Origin of the sequence: Flavobacterium sp. (assembly GCF_028689845.1) — a bacterium.
In the GTDB taxonomy this organism is placed as follows: domain Bacteria; phylum Bacteroidota; class Bacteroidia; order Flavobacteriales; family Flavobacteriaceae; genus Flavobacterium.
In genome coordinates this window covers 1-22,839 of record NZ_JAQVCH010000037.1, presented here as the reverse complement: position 1 = coordinate 22,839, position 22,839 = coordinate 1, and the positions used below count along the sequence as shown (strand labels likewise).

Below are 22,839 nucleotides of genomic sequence, written 5' to 3'. Positions count from 1 at the left end.
TCCCAATGAGTAATAAAAAAAGATAAATATTTTTAATGTACTTTTCATTATTCAAAGAAACGAAAAATTTTGATTTTTATTGTATGTTTTTTTCAGCGGTTTGTGTAGCTCAAGGGTATCATATAACTAGTAAATATACACAACTTTATACACTTTTTTGAATTCTCACAGTTATTATTCAAGTACCCCACTACCAACAATTCCTTTTATCAGGTTTGCTTTCCAAATATAAAAAACAATTACACAATAACATTATCAAGAAATCAAAAAAAACAAAAAACTAAAATTTCAATTCCCGTGGAGATGGGAAACTAAAAAACTAAAAAAATATCTGCCCCTCACCTACTCAACAACTCAGCAACTTAATCCTCCGCTACTTTATAAGTAGGATCTTCTATAATGTTTACCTCAATAATTTTATCTGCATTTTGAAGTAACTGGCGGCAATCGGCACTTAAATGACGTAAATGCACTTTTTTATTCACTTTTGCATACCGTCCTGTGATTTTATTCACGGCATCAATCGCACTCATGTCGGCAATTTTACTTTCTTTAAAATCGATAATAACTTCTGGTGGATCGTTTAGTACGTCAAATTTTTCTGCAAAAGCAGTCGTCGACCCAAAGAAAAGCGGGCCATAAATTTCATAATGCTTCTTTCCGCTCGCATCAAGGTATTTTTTGGCTCGAATGCGTTTGGCACTTTCCCATGCAAAAACCAAAGCAGAAATAATAACCCCTATTAAAACCGCCAAGGCCAAATTGTGTAATAAAACGGTAATTACAATCACAACAATACCAATAAAAATATCATGTTTTGGCATTTTATTCACCATTCGAAGGGTTGCCCATTCAAACGTACCAATGGCTACCATTATCATTAATCCCGTTAAAGCAGCCATGGGGACTTGCTCAATTAAACTACTTCCGTACATAATAAAAATCAATAACATCAGCGAAGCAACAATTCCCGAAAGACGAGCCCTCGCTCCGTTTGAAATATTAATCAAACTCTGTCCAATCATGGCACATCCGCCCATTCCGGAGAAAAAACCGGTTACTACATTGGCTAATCCTTGAGCTACGGCTTCTTTATTACTTCGCCCTTTGGTTTCTGTAATTTCATCCACTAAATTTAAAGTCAGCAAACTTTCAATTAACCCTACTCCTGCCACAATTAAGGCATACGGAAAAATAACGGTTAACATTTCAAAGTTAAGCGGTACCATCGGAATATGAAACGGCGGAAAAGTTCCTTTGATTGAAGCCAAATCACCAACTGTGGTGGTGCTAATATCAAATAAAGCAACCAAAGCAAATACGGTTAAAATAGCAACTAATGAAGCAGGAACCGCTTTAGTCAATTTAGGCAATCCCCAAATTATAACCATAGTGAGCAAAACCAAACCAACCATTGTCCATAGTGGAGAACCACTTAGCCAAGACGATTGATCAAGGACTTTAAATTGAACGATTTGCGACATAAAAATGACGATGGCCAATCCGTTTACAAATCCAAACATCACGGGTTGCGGCACTAATCGAATGAACTTTCCTAACTTTAAAAAGCCAGCCGTCATTTGAATTAAGCCTGCTAAGATAACCGTGGCAAAAATATATTCTACCCCATGCGTTTTGGCTAAAGCAACTATTACAACCGCAACTGCACCGGTTGCTCCAGAAATCATTCCGGGTCGGCCTCCAAAAATAGAAGTAATTAATCCCATCGAAAAAGCAGCATACAAACCTACCAAAGGTGATAAATCAGCCATAAAAGCAAAAGCAATTGCTTCTGGAACTAAGGCCATGGCAACGGTTAAACCGGATAGAATTTCTGTTTTATAATTAACTTTTTGTTTTAAATCGAAGAAATTGAAATAGTTTGTCATGGTTTGTTTTAAAAAGTATAGGAAGTTTACTAAGCCTATCTTTATTTTGAAAAGGGGGCAAAGGTATGAAAAATAAAAAAAAAGGATTACTTGATTGAATTAGCCTCGTTCCTAATTAGAAATTCAATCCTTTTCAAAAAAAATAGAACTTGAAAGCGAAATGTTAAATTATCAAAAATAGTATGCGTGCATAATATATTTTTGTTATCTTTGAAAACGTTTGCGTAAATTATGAAAGAAAAAACAATAGATTATATACTAAGGGCTACTTGGCAAGCTGTTGCTCGCATGTATAACGAAGAAGCTTCAAAATATGAAGGTTCTATGGCTATTGGTTTTGCTTTGTTAAGTATTGATAAAGAAGACGGCACACCTTCTACCTATATAAGTAATCGAATGGGGATGGAACCAACCAGTTTAACCCGAACCCTAAAAACATTGGAAGAAAAGGGATTAATTATCCGTAAAAAAAATCCAGATGATGGTCGCGGTGTACTCATTTACTTGACTGAATTAGGAAAAGAAAAAAGAGAATTATCAAGAAATACGGTTATCAAATTTAATGAAACCGTTCGAAAACATATTCCTGATGAAAAATTACTCAATTTTATGGAAGTAGCCGATGTGATTAATGAATTAATTAATGAAAAGAAAGTATTCAGTGAAATGTAAGCTTTTTTACAAACAAAAATAAGGATGATAAAATGGGCTGACTATTTTCATCATCAGATTAAAAACAACCTATATATATGAAAAGATTAATTAAAAAAGTGGCAGTTATCGGTTCTGGAATCATGGGTTCTGGAATAGCATGTCATTTTGCCAATATTGGCGTAGAAGTACTTTTATTAGATATTATTCCAAATGCGTTAACGGCTGCAGAAGAAAAAAAGGGATTGACCTTAGAGAGTAAAGTTGTTCGAAACCGATTGGTAAATGAAAGCCTAGCTGCTTCTTTAAAATCAAATCCTTCGCCTATTTATAATCAGAAATTCGCCAACCGTATCACAACTGGAAACACCACGGACGATATGCAAAAAATTGCTTCGGTCGATTGGATTATTGAAGTAGTAGTGGAACGATTGGATATCAAAAAAATCGTTTTTGAACAAGTCAATAAATATAGAAAGCCAGGAACGTTAGTTACTTCTAATACCTCTGGAATTCCAATTCATTATATGAGCGAAGGACGAAGCGATGATTTTCAACAACATTTTTGCGGAACACATTTCTTCAATCCAGCTCGTTACTTAAAATTATTTGAAATTATTCCGGGGCCAAAAACAACGCCAGAGGTACTTTCCTTTTTAAATGGTTATGGCGAAAAATTTTTAGGAAAAACTTCGGTAGTTGCTAAAGATACGCCTGCATTCATCGGAAATCGAATCGGAATTTTTGGTATTATGAGTTTGTTTCACCAAGTGAAAGAAATGGGCTTAACGATTGAAGAAGTAGATAAATTAACTGGTCCAGTAATTGGTCGTCCAAAATCGGCAACCTTTAGAACGGTTGATGTGGTTGGTTTAGATACCTTAGTTCATGTTGCCAACGGAATTGAACAAAACTGTCCGAATGATGAAGCCCACGATTTGTTTAAACTCCCTTCGTTTATTAATACAATGATGGAAAACAAATGGTTGGGTAGTAAAACAGGTCAGGGATTTTATAAAAAGGTTGGCAAAGATATTTTGGTTTTAGATTTAGATACGATGGAATACAGAGCTTCTAAAAAAGCTTCGTTTGCCACCTTAGAATTAACAAAAACAATTGATAAGCCAATAGATAGATTCAAAGTTTTAGTAAAAGGAAAAGACAAAGCAGGCGAATTCTACAGAAAGAATTTCTCGGCAATGTTTGCTTATGTTTCCAATAGAATTCCTGAAATATCAGACGAATTATACAAAATTGACGATGCTATGAAAGCAGGTTTCGGTTGGGAAAACGGTCCATTTGAAATATGGGACGCCATCGGAGTAGCTAAAGGTATCGAATTAATGAAAGCCGAAGGTCATGAACCTGCTGCTTGGGTTAACGAAATGCTTGCTTCTGGAAATTCTTCTTTTTATAGTGTGAAAAACGGAGCGACCTATTATTATAGTATTCCTTCAAAATCACAAGAAAAAGTACCAGGTCAAGATGCCTTTATCATCTTAAATAACATTCGCGAAAGCCACAAAGTTTGGGGCAATGCCGATGCTTCCATTACACATTTAGGCGATGGAATTTTGAATCTAGAATTTCATTCTAAAATGAACACCATCGGTGGTGGTGTATTGCAAGGCATTAATAAAGCCATCGATATGGCCGAGAAAGAATACAGCGGTTTAGTGATTGGTAATCAAGCTAGCAATTTTTCTGTGGGAGCTAATATCGGAATGATTTTTATGATGGCTGTTGAGCAAGAATACGACGAGTTAAATATGGCAATTAAAATGTTTCAAGATACGATGATGCGATGTCGATATTCTGCTATTCCTGTTGTCGTTGCTCCACACGGCATGACGTTAGGAGGCGGATGTGAAATGACAATGCATGCCGACCGTGTGGTGGCTGCTGCCGAAACTTATATTGGTTTAGTTGAGTTTGGTGTAGGTGTGATTCCTGGTGGCGGTGGTTCTAAAGAAATGACCGTTCGTGCTTCGGATTTATATCGTAAAAATGACGTGGAATTGAATGTATTGCAAGAACATTTCTTAACCATCGGAATGGCAAAAGTAGCTACTTCCGCCTATGAAGCGTTTGATTTGGGAATTCTTCAAAAAGGTAAAGATATCGTAGTGGTCAACAAAGACCGTCAAATTGCAACAGCAAAACAAATTGCCATGCAAATGGCCGAACAAGGTTATACACAACCTATTCAACGAACCGATATTAAAGTTTTAGGAAAACAAGCCCTGGGAATGTTCTTAGTGGGAACTGACCAAATGCAAGCAGGGAAATATATCTCGGAACACGATCGCAAGATTGCAAACAAACTAGCTTATGTAATGGCTGGCGGTGATTTATCAGAACCGACATTGGTGAGTGAGCAATATTTATTAGATATTGAACGAGAAGCATTTTTATCGCTTTGTACAGAGAGAAAGACGTTGGAACGAATTCAATTTATGTTAACGAAAGGAAAACCATTGAGAAATTAGAACCTCGTAGAGGTCAACTGTTTGTAGAATTGATTGATAGAAATAGAAAATAAGCTCCAGAGGAGCGACCTATTAATATGCCAAATACCTATTCACAAATTTATATTCAAATTGTTTTTACCGTTCAAGGAAGGCAAAATCTAATTAAAGAAGAAAATCGTGAAGAATTGCATAAATTCATTACTGGTATAGTATCCAACAGGGGTCAGAAGTTATTAGCCATATTCGCTATGCCAGATCATGTTCATGTTTTGGTTGGGATAAAACCAAGCATTTCGATTTCAGATTTAGTGAGAGATGTAAAAGCAGGTTCATCAAAGTTTATCAATGATAAAAGATGGATGAATGGTAAATTCAATTGGCAAGAAGGTTTCGGAGCATTTTCATATTCTAAAAGCAATTTAGACACAGTTGTAAAATATATATTAAATCAAGAAGAGCACCATCAGAAAAGAACATTCAAAGAGGAATATTTAGATTTTTTAGAGAAATTTGAAATCGAATATGATATAAAATATGTTTTTGATTGGATTGAATAATTAACAGGTCGCTCCTACGGAGCTTTATAAAATAAACGTAAAAATCTAGTAACTGTTTACCTCTACGAGGTAATAAAAAAATAAAAAAATTATGAAGACTGCATATATAGTAAAAGCATACAGAACGGCTGTTGGTAAAGCACCAAAAGGAGTATTTAGGTTTAAAAGACCTGACGAATTAGCCGCAGAAACCATTCACTATTTAATGAATGAGTTACCCGATTTCGACAAGAAAAGAATTGATGATGTGATGGTTGGAAATGCCATGCCCGAAGCAGAACAAGGTTTAAATATGGGTCGCTTAATTTCCTTAATGGGATTAAAAGTAACCGATGTCCCAGGTGTAACGGTGAATCGCTATTGTGCCTCTGGCTTAGAAACTATCGGAATGGCTACAGCCAAAATCCAATCAGGAATGGCCGATTGTATTATTGCCGGTGGAGCGGAAAGCATGAGTTTTATTCCGATGGGTGGATACAAACCAACCCCTGATTATGCTGTTGCTAAAGCAGGAAATGAAGATTACTATTGGGGAATGGGTTTAACGGCAGAAGCGGTAGCCCATCAATTTAAAATTTCTCGAGAAGACCAAGATGAATTTGCTTTTCATTCGCATCAAAAAGCGTTAAAAGCTCAGGCAGAGGGCAAATTTGATCAACAGATTGTTCCTATTACAGTAGAACAAACGTTTATCAATGAAAATGGAAAAAAAGAAACTAAAAGTTATATCGAAACTAAAGACGAAGGGCCACGAGCCGCAACCAGTAAAGAAGCATTAGCTGGTTTGCGACCTGTTTTTGCTGATGGTGGTAGTGTTACAGCCGGAAATTCTTCACAAATGAGTGACGGAGCTGCGTTCGTGATGATTATGAGTGAAGAATTAGTTAAAGAATTAGGCATCACTCCTATTGCCCGATTAGTCAATTTTGCTTCGGCAGGAGTTGAGCCTCGAATTATGGGAATTGGCCCTGTAAAAGCTATTCCTAAAGCTTTAAAACAAGCGGGATTAACATTAAAAGACATTGATTTAATTGAATTAAACGAAGCGTTCGCTTCTCAATCTCTTGCTGTTATTCGCGAACTAGATTTAAATCCAGAAATTATCAATGTCAATGGTGGAGCTATTGCGTTAGGACATCCGCTAGGTTGTACAGGAGCAAAACTTTCTGTTCAATTATTTGATGAAATGAAGCGAAGAGGAAACAAATACGGAATGGTTACGATGTGTGTGGGAACTGGACAAGGAACTGCGGGAATATACGAATTGCTTTAGTTAGAACTTCCTCTTTTTTGTCATTCCGACGAAGGAGGAATCCCATTAGTGAGGAATAAATTATTGAGATTCCTCCTTCGTTGGAATGACAAGATTGTAAATAAAATTGCTAAATAGACAACCAAAAAAATATAAAAAATGGAAGATATCACAAGAGGCGGACAGTTTTTAGTCAAGGAAACTAAATGCGAAAACGTATTCACACCCGAAGATTTTTCGGAAGAACAAATCATGATGCGTGATTCAGTACAAGAATTTGTAAACAAAGAAATTTGGCCAAACAAAAACCGTTTTGAAGCAAAGGATTATGCTTTTACCGAAGAAATGATGCGTAAAGCTGGAGATATGGGATTTTTAAGTGTTGCTGTTCCGGAGGCTTATGGCGGAATGGGAATGGGATTCGTGGATACTTGTTTAGTATGCGATTACATTTCGGGTGCAACCGGTTCGTTTTCAACAGCTTTTGGAGCTCACACCGGAATTGGAACAATGCCAATTACGCTTTACGGAACAGAAGAACAAAAACAAAAATATGTGCCTAAATTAGCTACTGGCGAATGGTTTGGAGCGTATTGTTTAACTGAACCAGGTGCTGGATCAGATGCTAATTCTGGAAAAACAAAAGCAGTTCTTTCAGATGATGGTAAATTTTATAACATCACAGGACAAAAAATGTGGATTTCCAATGCTGGATTTTGTTCGCTTTTCATCGTTTTTGCTCGTCTTGGAGATGATAAAAACATCACTGGTTTTATTGTAGAAAATGATGCATCCAATGGTATCACGATGAACGAAGAAGAACATAAATTAGGAATTCGTGCCTCTTCTACCCGTCAAGTTTTTTTCAATGAGACTAAAGTTCCTGTAGAAAATATGTTGGCTGGTCGTGGTGAAGGGTTTAAAATTGCAATGAATGCCTTGAACGTGGGTCGGATTAAATTGGCAGCCGCCTGTTTAGACGCACAACGACGAGTTACTTCACAAGCGATAAATTATGCCAACGAACGTATTCAATTTAATGTTCCTATTTCTAGTTTTGGAGCAATTCGTTACAAATTAGCCGAAATGGCAACTTCTGCTTATGCAGGAGAAAGTGCCACTTATCGTGCTGCAAAAGATATTGAAAACCGAATTAAACGACGTGAAGCAGAAGGTGCTACGCATCAAGAAGCTGAATTAAAAGGCGTAGAAGAATTTGCAATTGAATGTTCTATTTTAAAAGTTGCCGTTTCAGAAGATGTACAAAATTGTGCCGATGAAGGGATTCAAATTTATGGCGGAATGGGATTCTCAGAAGACACACCCATGGAAAGTGCTTGGAGAGATGCTCGTATTGCTCGTATTTATGAAGGAACAAACGAAATCAACAGAATGTTATCTGTAGGAATGTTGATTAAAAAAGCAATGAAAGGTCACGTCGATTTACTTGGTCCTGCACAAAAAGTACAAGAAGAATTAATGGGTATTCCATCGTTTGAAACACCTGATTATTCTGAATTATTTGCAGAGGAAAAAGAAATAATTGGCAAATTGAAAAAAGCATTCCTAATGGTTGCAGGTGCTGCGGTTCAAAAATACGGAATGGATTTAGATGCACACCAACAATTATTAATGGCTGCTGCCGATATGTTAATCGAAATATACATGGCGGAAAGCACGGTATTAAGAACCGAAAAATTGGCTAAAAAAGTAGGTGAAGAACAAGCAAAAGAACAAGTAGCAATGGCCAAATTGTACTTATACAAAGCGGTTGATATTGTTGCACAAAAAGGAAAAGAAAGCATTATTTCTTTTGCAGAAGGTGACGAACAACGCATGATGTTAATGGGATTACGCCGATTTACAAAATATACCAATATGCCTAATATTGTTGGATTAAGAGAAACTATTACGAGCAAATTGGTTGCAGAAAACAACTATTGCTTTTAATTAATTTGTATATATTTTATAAGAAGCCACGTAAAATTACGTGGCTTTTTACTTATAGCATTCGCAATTCTTTCACATCAAAGGCTTCAATAGAATCATCTTCAAGCAAAACATGCAATAAACCCTCTTTGGAAACTTTTTGAATAATCCCCATAAATCGATGTCCGTTAGCTCGTTCAAAAGCGGTTGGAATTCCTTTTCGATATAGATGTTGATGATAATTATTCCAAATTTTCTCTTCTTGCCGATGTAAAGTTGCAAGGCTTTGTTGAATAGAAATACAAATTTCCAACAATAAAATATCAAGTTGATATTCTATGCCTGAAATCTTTTTTAACGAAATGGCTTGTGGTGCATTTTTAAAAATTAATTGGTTAACATTTAGTCCAATTCCAACTATAGAAATCACTTCTCCATCCGATTTAAAATTGTTTTCAATTAAAATTCCGCCTAACTTGAACTGACCTGACATAATGTCGTTTGGCCATTTAACTGTCAATTTCGGAATTTTATACTTTTCTAAAACTTCAACAATTGCAATGGAAACTAGAATATTTAAGGTGTACAATTGTTTCACATCCAGAATCAAATCTCTTAATAAAATACTAAACGTCAGGTTCTTACCCTCTTCTGACTCCCAAAAAGTCCCCATTTGCCCCTTACCCTTTTCTTGTCGATTGGTTGAAACTACAGTAAAATTTGATACCACTTGTTGCCCATTTAGTTGCTTTAAATAGTCGTTTGTAGAAGATATGGCACTCAGTTTGATTATATGCATTGGATAATATTAAAAACAATTGATTAAACTTGTGTTAAGCATCAAAAATAAACACAAAAATTGATAACTTTGCGAAAATTATAAAATACTACATGGCGAATAAAAAAATTAATAAAGATGAGTTATTAGTTAACATCATTAAAGGAATTGAAGAAGTTAAAGGTAGCGACATCGATATACTAGATTTACGAGAGATAGAAAATACAGTTTGTGATTATTTTATAATTTGTAACGGAAATTCAAATACTCAAGTAAACGCAATTGTCAACTCTGTTCAAAAAATCGTTTCAAAGGAATTAAAGGATAAACCATGGCATGTGGAAGGCTCTGATAATGCCGAGTGGGTTTTAATGGATTATGTAGACATTGTGGTGCATGTTTTTCAAAAACATGTCCGTGAATTTTATAATATAGAAGGCTTGTGGGGTGATGCAAAAATCACGACTATCCCAAATAAAAATTAAAAAATTGCTTAAAAAAGAAGAAGACAATAATGGCAAAAGACAATAATTCTAGTCCCAATTCGAATAAATTTAAATTTAACCCTTGGCTACTCTATTTCATAGTAGCTGGGATTTTTATATTTATCAGTGTTATTTCTGGTGGAAGTTCGTTTCAAGAACCTGGAAAACTGACTATCTCTAAATTTAATGACTACCTTGAAAAAGGAGAAATTGAAAAAGTTTTAGTTTACAATAAAGGGGAAAACATCAGTGAAGCTGAAATTTATTTAACCAAAGAAGCTTTAAAAGACGCTAAACACAAAGATGTAACGAAAGATGTTTTAGGACGTGAAAATACAGGAGCAAATTACCTTTTGCCAAATATTGCGGATGGTAAAATCTTTCAAGAAAAGCTCGAATTAGCAAAAAAGGACAATAAGTTAGCCGATTATAATTACTTAGTAAAAAGCAATTGGTCAGGAATTTTATTCAACCTTTTACCAATTATTCTAATTGTTGTGATTTGGATAGTCATTATGCGTCGAATGTCTGGCGGTGGAGCTGGTGGCGGAAGCGGACAAATTTTTAATATCGGAAAATCTAGAGCCAAACTTTTTGATGAAAAGACGGATATAAAAATCTCTTTTAAAGATGTTGCTGGATTAGAAGGAGCGAAAGAAGAAGTACAAGAAATAGTAGATTTTCTTAAAAACCCTGAAAAATACACCTCTTTAGGCGGAAAAATACCCAAAGGAGCCTTACTTGTTGGTCCTCCAGGAACAGGAAAAACATTGTTAGCAAAAGCTGTTGCTGGCGAAGCAAAAGTACCTTTTTTCTCTTTATCAGGTTCAGATTTCGTAGAAATGTTTGTGGGTGTTGGAGCTTCACGGGTACGTGATCTATTCAAACAGGCCAAAGATAAATCGCCGGCTATCATCTTTATTGATGAAATTGACGCCGTGGGTCGAGCTAGAGGTAAAAATAATATGTCAGGTTCTAATGATGAACGTGAAAACACGCTAAATCAATTGCTAACGGAAATGGATGGTTTTGGAACTAATTCCAATGTGATTGTGTTAGCAGCTACCAATAGAGCAGATGTTCTTGACAAAGCGTTATTGAGAGCTGGTCGTTTTGACAGACAAATTTATGTGGATTTACCAGATATTAGAGAACGTAAAGAAATTTTTGAAGTGCATTTAGCCCCTTTGAAAAAAGAAGAAGGATTAGATACCGACTTTTTAGCTAAGCAAACACCTGGTTTTTCTGGTGCTGATATTGCTAATGTATGTAATGAAGCGGCTTTAATTGCTGCTAGAAAAGATAAAAAAGCAGTTGGCAAACAAGATTTCTTGGATGCTGTAGACCGTATTGTAGGTGGATTAGAAAAGAAAAATAAAATTGTTACCCCAGAAGAAAAACGTGCCATTGCAACGCATGAAGCAGGTCACGCTACGGTTAGTTGGATGTTAGAACACGCTGCTCCATTAGTTAAAGTAACTATTGTTCCTCGCGGACAGAGTCTAGGTGCTGCATGGTATTTGCCAGAAGAGCGATTAATTGTTCGACCAGACCAAATGCTTGATGAAATGTGTGCAACGATGGGTGGACGTGCTGCTGAAAAAGTGATTTTCAACAGAATTTCTACGGGAGCATTGAGCGATTTAGAAAAAGTTACTAAACAAGCTAGAGCAATGGTTACTGTTTATGGCTTGAATGAGAAAATAGGAAATGTTACTTATTACGATTCTTCAGGACAAAATGAATATAGTTTTTCTAAACCTTATTCTGAACAAACTGCCGTTACCATAGATAAAGAAATCTCAGATCTTATTGAGAGTCAATACCAACGAGCAATTAAATTATTAGAAGAAAATAAAGATAAACTAATTCAATTAGCAGATATATTAATCGAAAAAGAAGTCATATTTAAAGATGATTTAGAACTCATTTTTGGTAAAAGAGCCTTTGGAGATGAGACACACGTTTCTGTAGGGGAATAACTCTCTGAGAGCACTGTGAATTCTTTTTGATAAAAAACAGAAAAAACTTAATTCAAATTGACTTTTGAATTGAGTTTTTTTTATCTTTGAACGATTTCTATCACAAATTGTACAATTTTTGAGAAAGTATGAGTCTTTTTAAAAAGTTTTTTCGTTCCGGCAACGATGCTTCAGAAGATAATAAAGAGAAAGAAGCTAGTCCTTTTAATCCGGAAAACAAAATTCCAGTTGACGAACTGTTCACCATCAATTTTAAAAAAAATGGTGGCAAATTCTTGTACTGTGAAAACTTAGAAGAAATTAAAGAACAATTTGAAAATATTTTAGAAGAAAATGATTGGTTTGAAAAACAAGCCCTGTGCTATGAACCAAAGCTATATCATTTTTTAGAGGACAACAAAATTAAATTTGACAAACCAGAATCACCCTCTTTTCTTTTTGCAAGTTGTGAAAATCTAATTGCCAATGAAGGTTCTGTTTTTTTGACTTCCAATCAAATAAAACAGTTTAAACCACATGAATTACCCGCAAACATTATCATTTTTGCAACAACTAGTCAGATTTCTGGAAGTTTAAGTGATGGCCTAAAAGAAATTAAAAAACGTTATACAAATCAATATCCAACGAATATTACCACAATTAAATATTTCGAAAAAGCAAAAGAAGAAGACTTTCTCCAATATGGAAGTTCGGCTAAAAACCTCTACTTACTGCTTTTAGAAGATCTTTAAAATGAATGAAACGCTTACAAGAGCATTGTCCGGAGCGGTTTATATTTTACTTCTATTAACCTGCTTATTTTATTCAAACACAACTTTTCATATTTTGTTTGGCCTCTTCTTGGCGATGGCCGTATTAGAATTCTGTAAATTAGTCAAGCTTCACTTTTTAGCTCCACTCCTATTCGCGTTAACCGCTTATATAGGGATTGATAAACAAACATTTAATCCAATTTGGGATGTTGTTTTAACTTTAATCAGCGTAATCGTTTGTTTATATTTGTTGGTTTTTTTATTTTCAAAAAAAGAAAGACAATTTCATCTACTTGAAAAATGGATTTATGTAATTGGCTATATCATCTTGCCTTTTATCATTATTACCAAAATTCCCATCGGAATTGCAGGTTACAATCCCAAAATATTAATTGGTATTTTTATATTGATTTGGACCAATGACACCTTTGCCTACTTGGTTGGTAAGAATTTTGGAAAACATAAATTATTTGAACGAATTTCTCCCAAAAAAACCATTGAAGGATTTTTTGGCGGTTTTATATTTACACTAATTGCTAGTATTCTTTTAGCAAAGTATTTTATAGAAACATCGAATATTTCAATTTGGATTGGAATCGCGATTTTAGTTAGTATATTTGCAACACTAGGCGATTTAGTTCAATCAAAATTTAAACGAATCGCTAAGGTTAAAGACAGCGGAAAAATCATGCCCGGTCATGGAGGCGTGTTAGACCGTTTGGATAGTATTATTTTTGTATCGCCTTTTATATTTTTGTTTTATCAAATTTTAAACTATGTTTCATAAAGAAGGAGCTAAAATTATTTTAATTGCCACCATTGTAGCAACCGCATGGATTTTATTGGCAGACGAATTTATTGACATCAGTTGGTTACGGATGGTTATTCAAATTATTGGATTAATCTTTTTGATTTTAATCCTTCAATTTTTCCGAAATCCAAAACGGAAAACGCCAATTAGTGACCAAACAGTGATTGCTCCTGTAGATGGAAAAGTAGTGGTGATAGAAGAGGTTTATGAACCCGAATATTTTAAAGATAAACGTTTACAAGTTTCTATTTTTATGTCGCCCATCAATGTGCATGTCACTCGATATGCTGTAAATGGAAAGATTAATTTTAGCAAATACCATCCTGGAAAATATTTGGTTGCTTGGCATCCAAAAGCGAGTACAGAAAATGAACGAACGACTGTTGTGATAGAAAACAAAAACTTTGGCGAAATTTTATACCGTCAAATTGCAGGTGCTTTAGCTCGACGTATTATAAATTATGCTGAAGAAGGAATGCAAGTGGTTCAAGGAACTGATGCTGGATTTATAAAATTTGGTTCTCGTGTAGATTTATATTTACCTTTAGGAACTTCAATAAAGGTGCAGCTGAACCAAACTGTAAAGGGTGGTGAAACTGTAGTGGCCGAAAAATAATGAATGGCAGAAAATGATTTAAATACACGATTTCTAGACGCTTTTGAAAGAGCATCTAACATGACGGAAACACTTCCGCCTGATATTATGTTACGAATTTATGCTTATTATAAACAAGCCACACATGGCACTATTGGCTACAAACAACTGAGCGAAAACGATCTTCGAAATGCATTTAAAACAAACGCTTGGATGCAAATTAGCCATATTTCACAAGACGAAGCCAAAGAAAAGTATATCGAAATTATTAACTCATTGTTAACCAAATAAATAATCTTATGAAAAAAAATGTGTTGCTTTTATCTTTTGTTGTTTCAACTTTAATTGGTTGTAATAACAGCAAAAAATTAGACGAAGTAGTTGAAGTTCCACTTCCTGAAACGGAAGTAGTTGTTGTTGAAATGGGAAATCCTGCCGATGTAAAAGTGGACGAGGGTGGAACTTTTCAAATGGTTCCGTTACCGTATGCTTATGATGCATTAGAGCCTTATATCGATGCGAAAACAATGGAGATTCATTTTTCCAAACACCATTTAGGATATGCCAATAATCTAAACAAAGCAATTGCGGGTACAGATATGGCTGCTATGTCAATTGAAGATATTTTCAAAAAATTAGATTTAGAAAACAAAGCCGTTCGTAATAATGCTGGTGGTTATTATAACCATAACTTCTATTGGGAAATTATGGGTGCAAATAAAGGTGGCGAACCTACTGGTGCTTTAGCTGATGCCATTACGAAAGATTTTGGAAGCTTTGCTGATTTTAAAACGCAGTTTATTGAAGCGGGAATGAAACAATTTGGTTCGGGTTGGGTTTGGCTTTTAGTAGACAAAACCGGAAAATTAAACATCGTTACAACCGCCAATCAAGACAATCCGTTAATGACAAAGTTAGGAATTTCTGGAACACCAATTTTAAATTCTGATGTTTGGGAACATGCCTATTACTTAAAGCACCAAAACAAACGCAAAGATTATTTAGAAGGTTTCTTTAGCGTGATTAATTGGGATAAAGTAATCGAAAAATATACAGCTGCAACCACAGTAAAATAAGCTAAACTAGTTTAATCATAAAAAAGTCCCATCGTATTGGGACTTTTTTTATGCGTATGCGTAAACAGTATTATTATATACTTCCCAAGCTTCTGTAATGTATATTAAATATTTCCTACTTTCAGAACAATTGTATCAAAATTTGTCGCTACTTTTTCGTTGTTGATTATTTTTAAATTGATAACCTCTTTAAAAGCAATATTTTTGACTATACGCATCGTTCTAAATGCAGAAATAACTACTGCAGCAAAACGTATCAACCTGTTTTTGCGTTATTTGGTTTAGACGTTTTTGGAAAATTTTAATTCTTTAAAGGATTTAAAAAAAAACATACTAAATTTAGACTACAATTGTTTTACAAATAATATCATTCGCTTTTGTATCTTTGACTGATTTTATAAAGTAAATAAAATAGATTCTGGAAAAACCTTTATACTACTGAATAAAACGAAAGAAAACAATACATTATGACAGTTAAAATATGTTCTTGCGAAGGTTTAAATCCAAAATGTAAAAAATGTTTTGGAAGCGGTTACATGAATACAGATACACCCAACAAATCAGTAAAAGCTACTTCTAATGACAAAAAAGTTGATAAAAAAAGTAGTGAAAAACAAGAGTCTATTCTAACGGATAACTTGAGTTCTTTTGATAAAAAAGAATTTCAAAACATTGCAGATAAAATTAGTGCATCACTAGATTTAAAATCGGTGCAACAAATGCGAATGTTACACTCTATCCCTTTTACTACCACAACTTTTAGAAGAGATTTCAAAGATAAATTTGTAAGTTTTGGTATTATGGAATCAGAAAAACGAATATTAAGAAGTGAACTCGATGATCTTACAAAAGAATCGACTAAAATAGGGTTTTCAATTCATGTCAAGTTCAATCATTTGCTATCTGATAAAGATATTGATGTAACTTCTAATCGTGAACTAAAAACGTTGATTCGACAGTACAAAAAACTTAAAAATTAAAAAAAGGACAATCGTATGATTGTCCTTTTTTTATTTTAATCATAGTATTCAAATAGAATATTACTTCAAACTAGCCAAACTTTGCTCAATCGTGGCGATTTTAGCTAAAGCATCAGCTTCTTTTTTGCGTTCCATTTCGATTACCAAAACTGGAGCTCCAGCCACAAACTTTTCATTTGCCAGTTTTGATTGAACCGATTTTAAAAAGCCATTAGTATATTTTAATTCTTCTTTTAATTTAGCAATTTCTTCTTCTACATTAATCGCACCGCTAATCGGAATGAAGTATTCATTTGATTTTACACGGTATGTTAACGCTCCATTTACTTGCTCAGAAACATATTCTAAGTTAGAAACATTTCCTAATTTAGTTATAATTGAATCAAAAGAGGAACTCACTTTTTCATGATTAATCACTTTCAATTCAATCGTTTCTTTAAACGAAATATTTTTCTCTTTTCGGATAGTTCGCAAACCCGCAATCACTTCGCTTGCAAACTCAAATTCGGCTACTAATTTCGAATTCGTATCGTTAATTGTTGGCCATTTCGAAATAATCAAGGCTTCTGCTGTTGTTCGTTCAGACAAATGTTGCCAAATTTCTTCCGTTAAAAACGGCATGAAAGGATGAAGTAATTTTAAATTCGTTTCAAGTGTTTCAATCGCTTTAGCATAGGTAATTTTATCAATTGGTTGCTGATAACCCGGTTTTATCATTTCTAAAAACCAGGAACAAAAATCATCCCAAACCAGCTTATAGATGGCCATCAACGCATCCGATAAACGGTATTTTTCAAACTGATCATCAATTTCTGCTAAGGTTTGTTCTAATTTGGCTTCATACCAAGCAATTGCAATCGCAGCACTTTCTGGTTGAGCTAAATTTTCGTCTACTTCCCATCCGTTAATTAATTTAAAGGAATTCCATATTTTGTTTGAGAATGCTTTTCCATTATTACATAACTCTTCATCAAACATAATGTCGTTTCCAGCCGAAGCACTTAACAATAAACCAACGCGAACCCCATCGGCTCCGTATTTTTCAATTAAATCGAGCGGATCAGGCGAGTTACCTAACGATTTTGACATCTTGCGTCGTTGTTTATCTCGCACTAATCCGGTTAAATACACATTCGTAAAGGGTTTTTCTCCCGTATATTCATAACCTGCAATGACCATTCGAGCTACCCAGAAAAATAAAATATCTGGACCCGTTACCAAATCATTGGTTGGATAATAATACTTAAAATCTTTATTTTCAGGATCTAAAATTCCTCCAAAAACAGCCATCGGCCATAACCAAGAAGAAAACCAAGTGTCTAACGCATCCACATCTTGTTTTAAGTCGTTAGTTGAAAGTCGAAAGTCGTTAGTCTTTTCCTGTGCTAAAATTAATGCTTCTTCAATGTTTTCTGCAACTACAAAATCTTCTTTCCCATCTCCATAGAAATACGCTGGAATTTGTTGTCCCCACCACAATTGTCTTGAAATATTCCAATCACGGATATTTTCTAACCAATGTTTGTAGGTATTATTAAATCGGTTGGGATATAATTTTACTTCTTCCGTTTCTAAAACTGCTTTATAGGCCGGTTTAACCAAATCTTCCATTTTTAAGAACCATTGGTCAGATAATCTTGGTTCAATAACAGCTTTCGTTCGTTCGGAAGTTCCAACTTTATTTAAGTGATTTTCAACTTTAACAAGATGCCCTAAAGTTTCTAATTCTTTTGAAATTTCTTCCCGTACTACAAATCGGTCTTTACCTTCAAAATGCAATCCAAAACTATTTAAGGTTGCGTCTTCATTAAAAATGTCAATGATTTCCAATTGGTGACGATTCCCTAATTCCTTGTCATTCATATCATGAGCAGGTGTAACTTTTAAACAACCCGTTCCAAACTCCATATCCACATATTCATCAAAAATAATTGGAATAATACGGTTGCATATCGGCACAATTGCTTTCTTTCCTTTTAGATGAGCAAAACGAACATCATTTGGATTGATACAAATGGCGGTATCGCCTAAAATAGTTTCCGGACGAGTGGTTGCAATCGTTACAAAATCAGAAGAACCTTCAATTTTATAGTTTAAAAAATAGAGTTTACCTTGACGTTCTTCATAAATAACTTCTTCATCAGACAGTGTTGTTTTTGCTTCTGGATCCCAATTTACCATTCGAAAACCTCTATAAATTAGACCTTTACGATATAAATCGACAAAAGACTTAATAACAGAGGCACTCATATCGTCATCCATTGTAAATTTTGTACGCTCCCAATCACAAGAACAACCTAATTGTTTGAGTTGTTCTAAAATAATTCCACCATGTTTGTCTGTCCAATCCCACGCATGTTTTAAAAATTCTTCACGTGACAAATCGGCTTTATTAATTCCTTCTGCTTTTAATTTTGCTACCACTTTAGCTTCGGTAGCAATCGAAGCATGGTCAGTGCCAGGAACCCAACAGGCATTGAATCCTTTTAAACGAGCTCGTCGGATTAAAACATCTTGAATGGTATTGTTTAACATGTGTCCCATGTGCAAAACCCCAGTGACATTTGGCGGAGGAATAACGATGGTATAAGGTGTTCGATGGTCTGGCTCTGAATGAAAATAGTTGTTTTTCATCCAATAGTTATACCATTTTTGCTCCGCTTGTTTGGCATCAAATTGTGCAGGAATTGACATGTAATAGCTGTTAAAGTTAAGAATACGAGTGATTTGTCTTTATAAATCTCCAAAAAGCGATTTTGGTCTACTTTTTGCAATACCATGCAAAAGTAATGATTTCAAAAGAGTATTAAAAATGAAATTTGTATTTGTATATTGATAAAAAGTGATTATTTTTACAAATCCCAAAAACACAAAACCATGAAAAAAAATTTAGTAGTAGCAATTGTTTTATTGAGTAGCCTTGTAGGATTTGCTCAAAACGGACCAAAAATTGTATTTAAAGCTCAAGACAACACCATCGATTATGGTAAAGTTTACAAAGATAATGACAATGGCGTTCGCGTATTTGAATTCACCAATACCGGAAATGCTCCTTTAATTATCACAAATGTGCAATCTACTTGTGGATGTACTGTTCCTTCTAAACCGAAAGAACCTATCATGCCTGGAAAATCGGATAAAATTGAAGTAAAATATAATATGGCGACCGGGCCAATCCGCAAAAGTATCACCGTTGAAAGTAATGCAGTGAATCATGAAAACGGAACCGTTCATTTAAAAATTAAAGGTGAAGTTTTAGAACGGGAAGAAGTCAACGTTTTAGAAAAGAAAAAAGTAGGTCCAGTACAATAACACTATTTTAAAGCTCTTTCAGTTGAAAGAGCTTTTTTTTTTAGAAAATACTTTTTAAGACAAACTCAAATTTCAGGATTTTTTCTTCTCGTTGTACTTCAATGGAAATATGTTTTCCTTCTTCTGATTTGAGCAAATTATTGATATTTTCAAGTGTGTAGGTATGTACTTCTTTTTTATTAAGGGTTAAAACCACATCGTCTTTTTTCAATCCCACTTCTGCTGCTGGCGAACCTTCCCGCACATTGGAAATGACAAAAACAGGTTTCAGTTCAAACTTATAATAGAAACCCATTGATGCAACCGTTTTTAACAGGTTGGGGTCATTCACTTTTAATTTTTCTGATATCCATGCCAATCCACTGTGATGAATTTCTAATCCACTCATATTATAATGGAAAGGATTTGAAAAATGACGGTTTTTTTGAAAGCCAAATTCAGCATTTTTATAATCTATAAAAAGATTAAACCGTTTTAAAATTTCTGCTCCCATAGAACCAACTCGATTGGGAACCAATTTTACATTTTGAATAGAAAGCGAGTCAGGAAAAGCAATAATAGGCTCGTTAAATTTAAAATCATCAAAGTAAAAATCTTCTAGTTTTGCTCTTTCTCCAAAAATAGGGCCGCTAAAACCATGTCCCAATAAATCATTAAAACTGTTTGCTGGAATTTTGAACGAATCCATTAAATTCGAAAATAACCAAATGGCATCGCTATTTCCCACATCAATTAATAATTTGGCATGAAATGGAATCGTATCCACTTTAAAATTTGTTTCAAGATAGGGCTTACTGTTTTCGAGTGTGATAGGAAATTTTTTATACTTTTTGTATTTCCTATTTACCTTTGGTGTCGTTTTTTCATGAATGGTAATTACTTGATTGATATAGTCAATTTTCATAGGGAAATCTTTAAAAAAGGCATATCCCATAATACCATTTACTGGAATTCCAACCGCAGCAGAAATATTAACTTCCTCATTTAGTAAGACATAGATTGAATGATTATAATCAATAAAATCAGGAGTTACAACCACTTTATTTCTCGAAGATTTTAAACCTTCTATTGGAGCTGCATTTCCTAAACCTTTCAGTTTAATCGTTTCTACTTGATTAAATTCCACTTCTTCTTTATCTTGTAAACTAAACAAAATGGTTTCTTCAACACCTGTATCCAATAAAAAAGTTAGCTCTACGCCATTTACGTGCATCGGAATAAAGAGTAAGTTATTCTTTAATTGAAACGGAATTTTTATTTTATTTTTTTTAGAAGTATATTGAAATCCTGATTGTCCAAACCCGCTGATAGAGTACGTAATATATAGAATAAGAAGTAGTAATAGTCGCATATATTAAGAGAAAGAATAAAAATACAAAAAAATAAGCTTTCTAAAATTTAAATTAAAGCCAAAAGATTGGGACTGAATAAAAAAAGTTGCAAATTTGCAATTCTAATTTATTTATCATGCCAAAAATTTCGAATAAAGGCCAACAGATGCCTGAATCTCCTATACGAAAATTAGTTCCTTATGCAGAAATTGCTAAAAAGAGAGGAACAAAAGTATATCATTTGAACATTGGCCAACCCGATGTTAAAACGCCTGAAGTGGCCATGAATTCAATTAAAAACCTCACTTTTGAGGTGTTAGAATACAGTCACTCTGCTGGTTTTGAGAGCTATCGAAAAAAATTAGCTAGCTATTATCAAACGCATGGTTTACCAATCAATGTTGAAGATATCATCATTACGACAGGTGGCTCTGAAGCCTTATTATTTGCCATGGGAAGCACGATGGACACGGATGATGAAATCATTATCCCTGAACCGTTTTATGCAAATTACAATGGTTTCTCAACGGCATCTGGTGTTAAAGTGGTTCCAGTTATTTCAACAATTGATGATGGATTTGCACTTCCACCGATTGCTGATTTCGAAAAATTAATTACTCCAAAAACAAAAGCAATTTTAATTTGTAATCCAGGTAATCCAACCGGTTATTTATATTCTAAAGAAGAAATTTATCAATTAGCCGAAATGGTTAAAAAACATGATTTATTTTTAATTGCCGATGAAGTGTACCGCGAATTTATTTATGATGAGGCAATACATTATTCTGTAATGAATGTTCCTGGATTAGAGCAACATGCCATTATGATTGACTCCGTTTCAAAAAGATACAGTATGTGTGGAGCTCGAATTGGTTGTATTGTTTCTAAAAACAAAGAAGTAATGGGTGCTGCAATGAAATTTGCACAAGCAAGATTGAGCCCACCCACTTTTGCTCAAATTGCTAGTGAAGCTGCTTTAGACACGCCACAAAGTTATTTTGATGAAGTTATCACAGAATATAAAGACCGTAGAGACACCTTAATTGAAGAGTTAAATAAGATTGAAGGTGTAAAAGTTGGACATCCGAGAGGTGCTTTTTATTGCATTGCTAAATTACCCGTGAAAAATGCAGACCATTTTGCACAATGGCTTTTAGAATCCTATGATTTTAATGGAGAGACTGTAATGGTTGCTCCTGCAGCAGGTTTTTATTCTACTCCAGGTGTTGGTTTAGATGAAGTTCGTATTGCTTATGTTTTGAAGAAAGAAGATTTGATAAAAGCAGTTCGTATCTTGAAAGAAGCGTTGGCAGTTTATTCAAATTAAGCCATCTATATAAATTAAAAACACCTTTCAAGTTAAAATTGAAAGGTGTTTTTTTTGCATACTATTGAAGTTATTTATTCAATAATTTGTTTCCTAAACCAGCCTAAATTCAATTCATTAAACTGAAAATTAATTTCGGTTGCTAAGGTTGTTTTATTAAAATATAAAGTTGCTGAGCCCGTATAGAAGGTAATACTGTTTTCATCTGAAGCCTGAAGCTTTAGCTGATTCAATTCATATTGATAAACGGTCTGATCTACTTTAAAAGAAATAGCCTCATTTGTAATCAAAAGAAATTCTTGGGTATGCACCCCTTCATATTCTCCAATTAACCAATTAGGAATAGTTGCTTGTTCCGGATTAGGGGATTCAACCGTTTCGGAATCACATCCAATTAAAAAAAGACTAAAGAATAGAGCTAAAATTATTTTTTTCATCAGGTAGTTTTTAATAACCTGTTGTAAATCTAAACTTTACCTTTTCAACATTCGATTTTAATCGTTAAGATGGAAATAAAAACGATAAAGGTCGAACCTCGTGTCGTTTATCGATAAAAAAAACTCCTGACTTTCATCAGGAGTTTTTTCTTTTTTATCGTTTGAGTGAAAAATGTGCTCTAAACACTTTTGCGTCTCCTTGCTCTTCATATTCAACGCTAAAC

Annotated in this window: 20 protein-coding genes; 15 read left to right on the top strand and 5 right to left on the bottom strand. The window is 34.3% G+C overall.

Annotation, left to right across the window (positions count from 1 at the left end; translation table 11 throughout):
* Positions 1-362 precede the first annotated feature (362 nt).
* Entirely contained in the window at positions 363-1,889 is a 1,527-nt protein-coding gene (locus PHR76_RS11675) for a SulP family inorganic anion transporter (protein ID WP_300062789.1), read from the bottom strand.
* A 231-nt stretch (positions 1,890-2,120) separates the two neighbouring features.
* Between PHR76_RS11675 and PHR76_RS11670 the strand changes: the two genes are divergently transcribed.
* The 5 genes from PHR76_RS11670 to PHR76_RS11650 all read left to right on the top strand — a co-directional run bounded on the left by PHR76_RS11670 (position 2,121) and on the right by PHR76_RS11650 (position 8,770).
* The gene (locus tag PHR76_RS11670) at positions 2,121-2,561 is read left to right on the top strand and encodes a MarR family transcriptional regulator (protein ID WP_300062786.1); all 441 of its coding nucleotides are present in this window, start codon (positions 2,121-2,123) and stop codon (positions 2,559-2,561) included.
* 77 nt (positions 2,562-2,638) lie between these two features.
* The gene (locus PHR76_RS11665; protein ID WP_300062783.1) at positions 2,639-5,029 is read left to right on the top strand and encodes a 3-hydroxyacyl-CoA dehydrogenase/enoyl-CoA hydratase family protein; all 2,391 of its coding nucleotides are present in this window, start codon (positions 2,639-2,641) and stop codon (positions 5,027-5,029) included.
* Positions 5,030-5,106: 77 nt separating this feature from the next.
* Entirely contained in the window at positions 5,107-5,568 is a 462-nt protein-coding gene (gene tnpA, locus PHR76_RS11660) for an IS200/IS605 family transposase (protein ID WP_300062780.1), read from the top strand.
* A gap of 91 nt (positions 5,569-5,659) precedes the next feature.
* The gene (locus PHR76_RS11655; RefSeq protein ID WP_300062777.1) at positions 5,660-6,841 is read left to right on the top strand and encodes an acetyl-CoA C-acyltransferase; all 1,182 of its coding nucleotides are present in this window, start codon (positions 5,660-5,662) and stop codon (positions 6,839-6,841) included.
* A gap of 138 nt (positions 6,842-6,979) precedes the next feature.
* A complete protein-coding gene (locus PHR76_RS11650; RefSeq protein WP_300062774.1) occupies positions 6,980-8,770 on the top strand; it encodes an acyl-CoA dehydrogenase family protein in 1,791 nt (596 codons plus the stop codon).
* A gap of 52 nt (positions 8,771-8,822) precedes the next feature.
* Here PHR76_RS11650 and PHR76_RS11645 read toward each other — a convergent pair whose 3' ends face one another.
* The gene (locus PHR76_RS11645; RefSeq protein WP_300062771.1) at positions 8,823-9,548 is read right to left on the bottom strand and encodes a biotin--[acetyl-CoA-carboxylase] ligase; all 726 of its coding nucleotides are present in this window, start codon (positions 9,546-9,548) and stop codon (positions 8,823-8,825) included.
* 92 nt (positions 9,549-9,640) lie between these two features.
* On the opposite strand from PHR76_RS11645, the gene rsfS reads away from it, so the two are divergent.
* From rsfS to PHR76_RS11605, 8 genes are all read left to right on the top strand, one after another.
* Positions 9,641-10,012, top strand: a complete 372-nt coding sequence (rsfS, locus tag PHR76_RS11640; RefSeq protein ID WP_300062768.1) for a ribosome silencing factor — start codon at positions 9,641-9,643, stop codon at positions 10,010-10,012.
* Between the two features lie 29 nt (positions 10,013-10,041).
* Positions 10,042-11,994 carry an ATP-dependent zinc metalloprotease FtsH gene (gene ftsH, locus PHR76_RS11635; protein ID WP_300062765.1) on the top strand — a complete coding sequence of 651 codons (1,953 nt, stop codon included), beginning with the start codon at positions 10,042-10,044 and terminating at the stop codon, positions 11,992-11,994.
* A 128-nt stretch (positions 11,995-12,122) separates the two neighbouring features.
* The gene (locus PHR76_RS11630; RefSeq protein WP_300062762.1) at positions 12,123-12,725 is read left to right on the top strand and encodes a lactate utilization protein B/C; all 603 of its coding nucleotides are present in this window, start codon (positions 12,123-12,125) and stop codon (positions 12,723-12,725) included.
* Between the two features lies 1 nt (position 12,726).
* Complete coding sequence (locus PHR76_RS11625; RefSeq protein ID WP_300062759.1) at positions 12,727-13,533, top strand: phosphatidate cytidylyltransferase; 807 nt, start codon at positions 12,727-12,729, stop codon at positions 13,531-13,533.
* Positions 13,523-14,173, top strand: coding sequence for a phosphatidylserine decarboxylase family protein (locus PHR76_RS11620; protein WP_300062756.1), 651 nt, complete (start codon positions 13,523-13,525; stop codon positions 14,171-14,173). The genes PHR76_RS11625 and PHR76_RS11620 overlap by 11 nt, the downstream gene beginning before the upstream one ends.
* Before the next feature lie 3 nt (positions 14,174-14,176).
* Positions 14,177-14,443: an acyl-CoA-binding protein gene (locus tag PHR76_RS11615; protein ID WP_300062753.1), complete on the top strand. Its 267-nt coding sequence runs from the start codon at positions 14,177-14,179 to the stop codon at positions 14,441-14,443.
* An 8-nt stretch (positions 14,444-14,451) separates the two neighbouring features.
* Positions 14,452-15,228 carry a superoxide dismutase gene (locus tag PHR76_RS11610; protein WP_300062750.1) on the top strand — a complete coding sequence of 259 codons (777 nt, stop codon included), beginning with the start codon at positions 14,452-14,454 and terminating at the stop codon, positions 15,226-15,228.
* 467 nt (positions 15,229-15,695) lie between these two features.
* Positions 15,696-16,208, top strand: a complete 513-nt coding sequence (locus PHR76_RS11605; protein WP_300062747.1) for a hypothetical protein — start codon at positions 15,696-15,698, stop codon at positions 16,206-16,208.
* 60 nt (positions 16,209-16,268) lie between these two features.
* Here PHR76_RS11605 and PHR76_RS11600 read toward each other — a convergent pair whose 3' ends face one another.
* On the bottom strand, positions 16,269-18,902 hold the full coding sequence (locus tag PHR76_RS11600) for a valine--tRNA ligase (RefSeq protein ID WP_300062744.1): 2,634 nt from the start codon (positions 18,900-18,902) through the stop codon (positions 16,269-16,271).
* A gap of 183 nt (positions 18,903-19,085) precedes the next feature.
* On the opposite strand from PHR76_RS11600, the gene PHR76_RS11595 reads away from it, so the two are divergent.
* Positions 19,086-19,520, top strand: a complete 435-nt coding sequence (locus PHR76_RS11595; RefSeq protein WP_300062740.1) for a DUF1573 domain-containing protein — start codon at positions 19,086-19,088, stop codon at positions 19,518-19,520.
* A gap of 40 nt (positions 19,521-19,560) precedes the next feature.
* On the opposite strand, the gene PHR76_RS11590 is transcribed toward PHR76_RS11595, so the two are convergent.
* On the bottom strand, positions 19,561-20,871 hold the full coding sequence (locus tag PHR76_RS11590; protein ID WP_300062737.1) for a PDZ domain-containing protein: 1,311 nt from the start codon (positions 20,869-20,871) through the stop codon (positions 19,561-19,563).
* 116 nt (positions 20,872-20,987) lie between these two features.
* Between PHR76_RS11590 and PHR76_RS11585 the strand changes: the two genes are divergently transcribed.
* Positions 20,988-22,178: a pyridoxal phosphate-dependent aminotransferase gene (locus PHR76_RS11585; protein ID WP_300062734.1), complete on the top strand. Its 1,191-nt coding sequence runs from the start codon at positions 20,988-20,990 to the stop codon at positions 22,176-22,178.
* A gap of 74 nt (positions 22,179-22,252) precedes the next feature.
* On the opposite strand, the gene PHR76_RS11580 is transcribed toward PHR76_RS11585, so the two are convergent.
* Positions 22,253-22,615 carry a hypothetical protein gene (locus PHR76_RS11580; protein ID WP_300062731.1) on the bottom strand — a complete coding sequence of 121 codons (363 nt, stop codon included), beginning with the start codon at positions 22,613-22,615 and terminating at the stop codon, positions 22,253-22,255.
* Positions 22,616-22,839: the final 224 nt, after the last annotated feature.

Excerpts from the sequence above, each read along its gene's own strand:
- PHR76_RS11675 (WP_300062789.1), bottom strand. The coding sequence starts at position 1,889 with ATGACAAACTATTTCAATTTCTTCGATTTAAAACAAAAAGTTAATTAT.
- PHR76_RS11670 (WP_300062786.1), top strand. The coding sequence starts at position 2,121 with ATGAAAGAAAAAACAATAGATTATATACTAAGGGCTACTTGGCAAGCT.
- PHR76_RS11665 (WP_300062783.1), top strand. The coding sequence starts at position 2,639 with ATGAAAAGATTAATTAAAAAAGTGGCAGTTATCGGTTCTGGAATCATG.
- tnpA (WP_300062780.1), top strand. The coding sequence starts at position 5,107 with ATGCCAAATACCTATTCACAAATTTATATTCAAATTGTTTTTACCGTT.
- PHR76_RS11655 (WP_300062777.1), top strand. The coding sequence starts at position 5,660 with ATGAAGACTGCATATATAGTAAAAGCATACAGAACGGCTGTTGGTAAA.
- PHR76_RS11650 (WP_300062774.1), top strand. The coding sequence starts at position 6,980 with ATGGAAGATATCACAAGAGGCGGACAGTTTTTAGTCAAGGAAACTAAA.
- PHR76_RS11645 (WP_300062771.1), bottom strand. The coding sequence starts at position 9,548 with ATGCATATAATCAAACTGAGTGCCATATCTTCTACAAACGACTATTTA.
- rsfS (WP_300062768.1), top strand. The coding sequence starts at position 9,641 with ATGGCGAATAAAAAAATTAATAAAGATGAGTTATTAGTTAACATCATT.
- ftsH (WP_300062765.1), top strand. The coding sequence starts at position 10,042 with ATGGCAAAAGACAATAATTCTAGTCCCAATTCGAATAAATTTAAATTT.
- PHR76_RS11630 (WP_300062762.1), top strand. The coding sequence starts at position 12,123 with ATGAGTCTTTTTAAAAAGTTTTTTCGTTCCGGCAACGATGCTTCAGAA.
- PHR76_RS11625 (WP_300062759.1), top strand. The coding sequence starts at position 12,727 with ATGAATGAAACGCTTACAAGAGCATTGTCCGGAGCGGTTTATATTTTA.
- PHR76_RS11620 (WP_300062756.1), top strand. The coding sequence starts at position 13,523 with ATGTTTCATAAAGAAGGAGCTAAAATTATTTTAATTGCCACCATTGTA.
- PHR76_RS11615 (WP_300062753.1), top strand. The coding sequence starts at position 14,177 with ATGGCAGAAAATGATTTAAATACACGATTTCTAGACGCTTTTGAAAGA.
- PHR76_RS11610 (WP_300062750.1), top strand. The coding sequence starts at position 14,452 with ATGAAAAAAAATGTGTTGCTTTTATCTTTTGTTGTTTCAACTTTAATT.
- PHR76_RS11605 (WP_300062747.1), top strand. The coding sequence starts at position 15,696 with ATGACAGTTAAAATATGTTCTTGCGAAGGTTTAAATCCAAAATGTAAA.
- PHR76_RS11600 (WP_300062744.1), bottom strand. The coding sequence starts at position 18,902 with ATGTCAATTCCTGCACAATTTGATGCCAAACAAGCGGAGCAAAAATGG.
- PHR76_RS11595 (WP_300062740.1), top strand. The coding sequence starts at position 19,086 with ATGAAAAAAAATTTAGTAGTAGCAATTGTTTTATTGAGTAGCCTTGTA.
- PHR76_RS11590 (WP_300062737.1), bottom strand. The coding sequence starts at position 20,871 with ATGCGACTATTACTACTTCTTATTCTATATATTACGTACTCTATCAGC.
- PHR76_RS11585 (WP_300062734.1), top strand. The coding sequence starts at position 20,988 with ATGCCAAAAATTTCGAATAAAGGCCAACAGATGCCTGAATCTCCTATA.
- PHR76_RS11580 (WP_300062731.1), bottom strand. The coding sequence starts at position 22,615 with ATGAAAAAAATAATTTTAGCTCTATTCTTTAGTCTTTTTTTAATTGGA.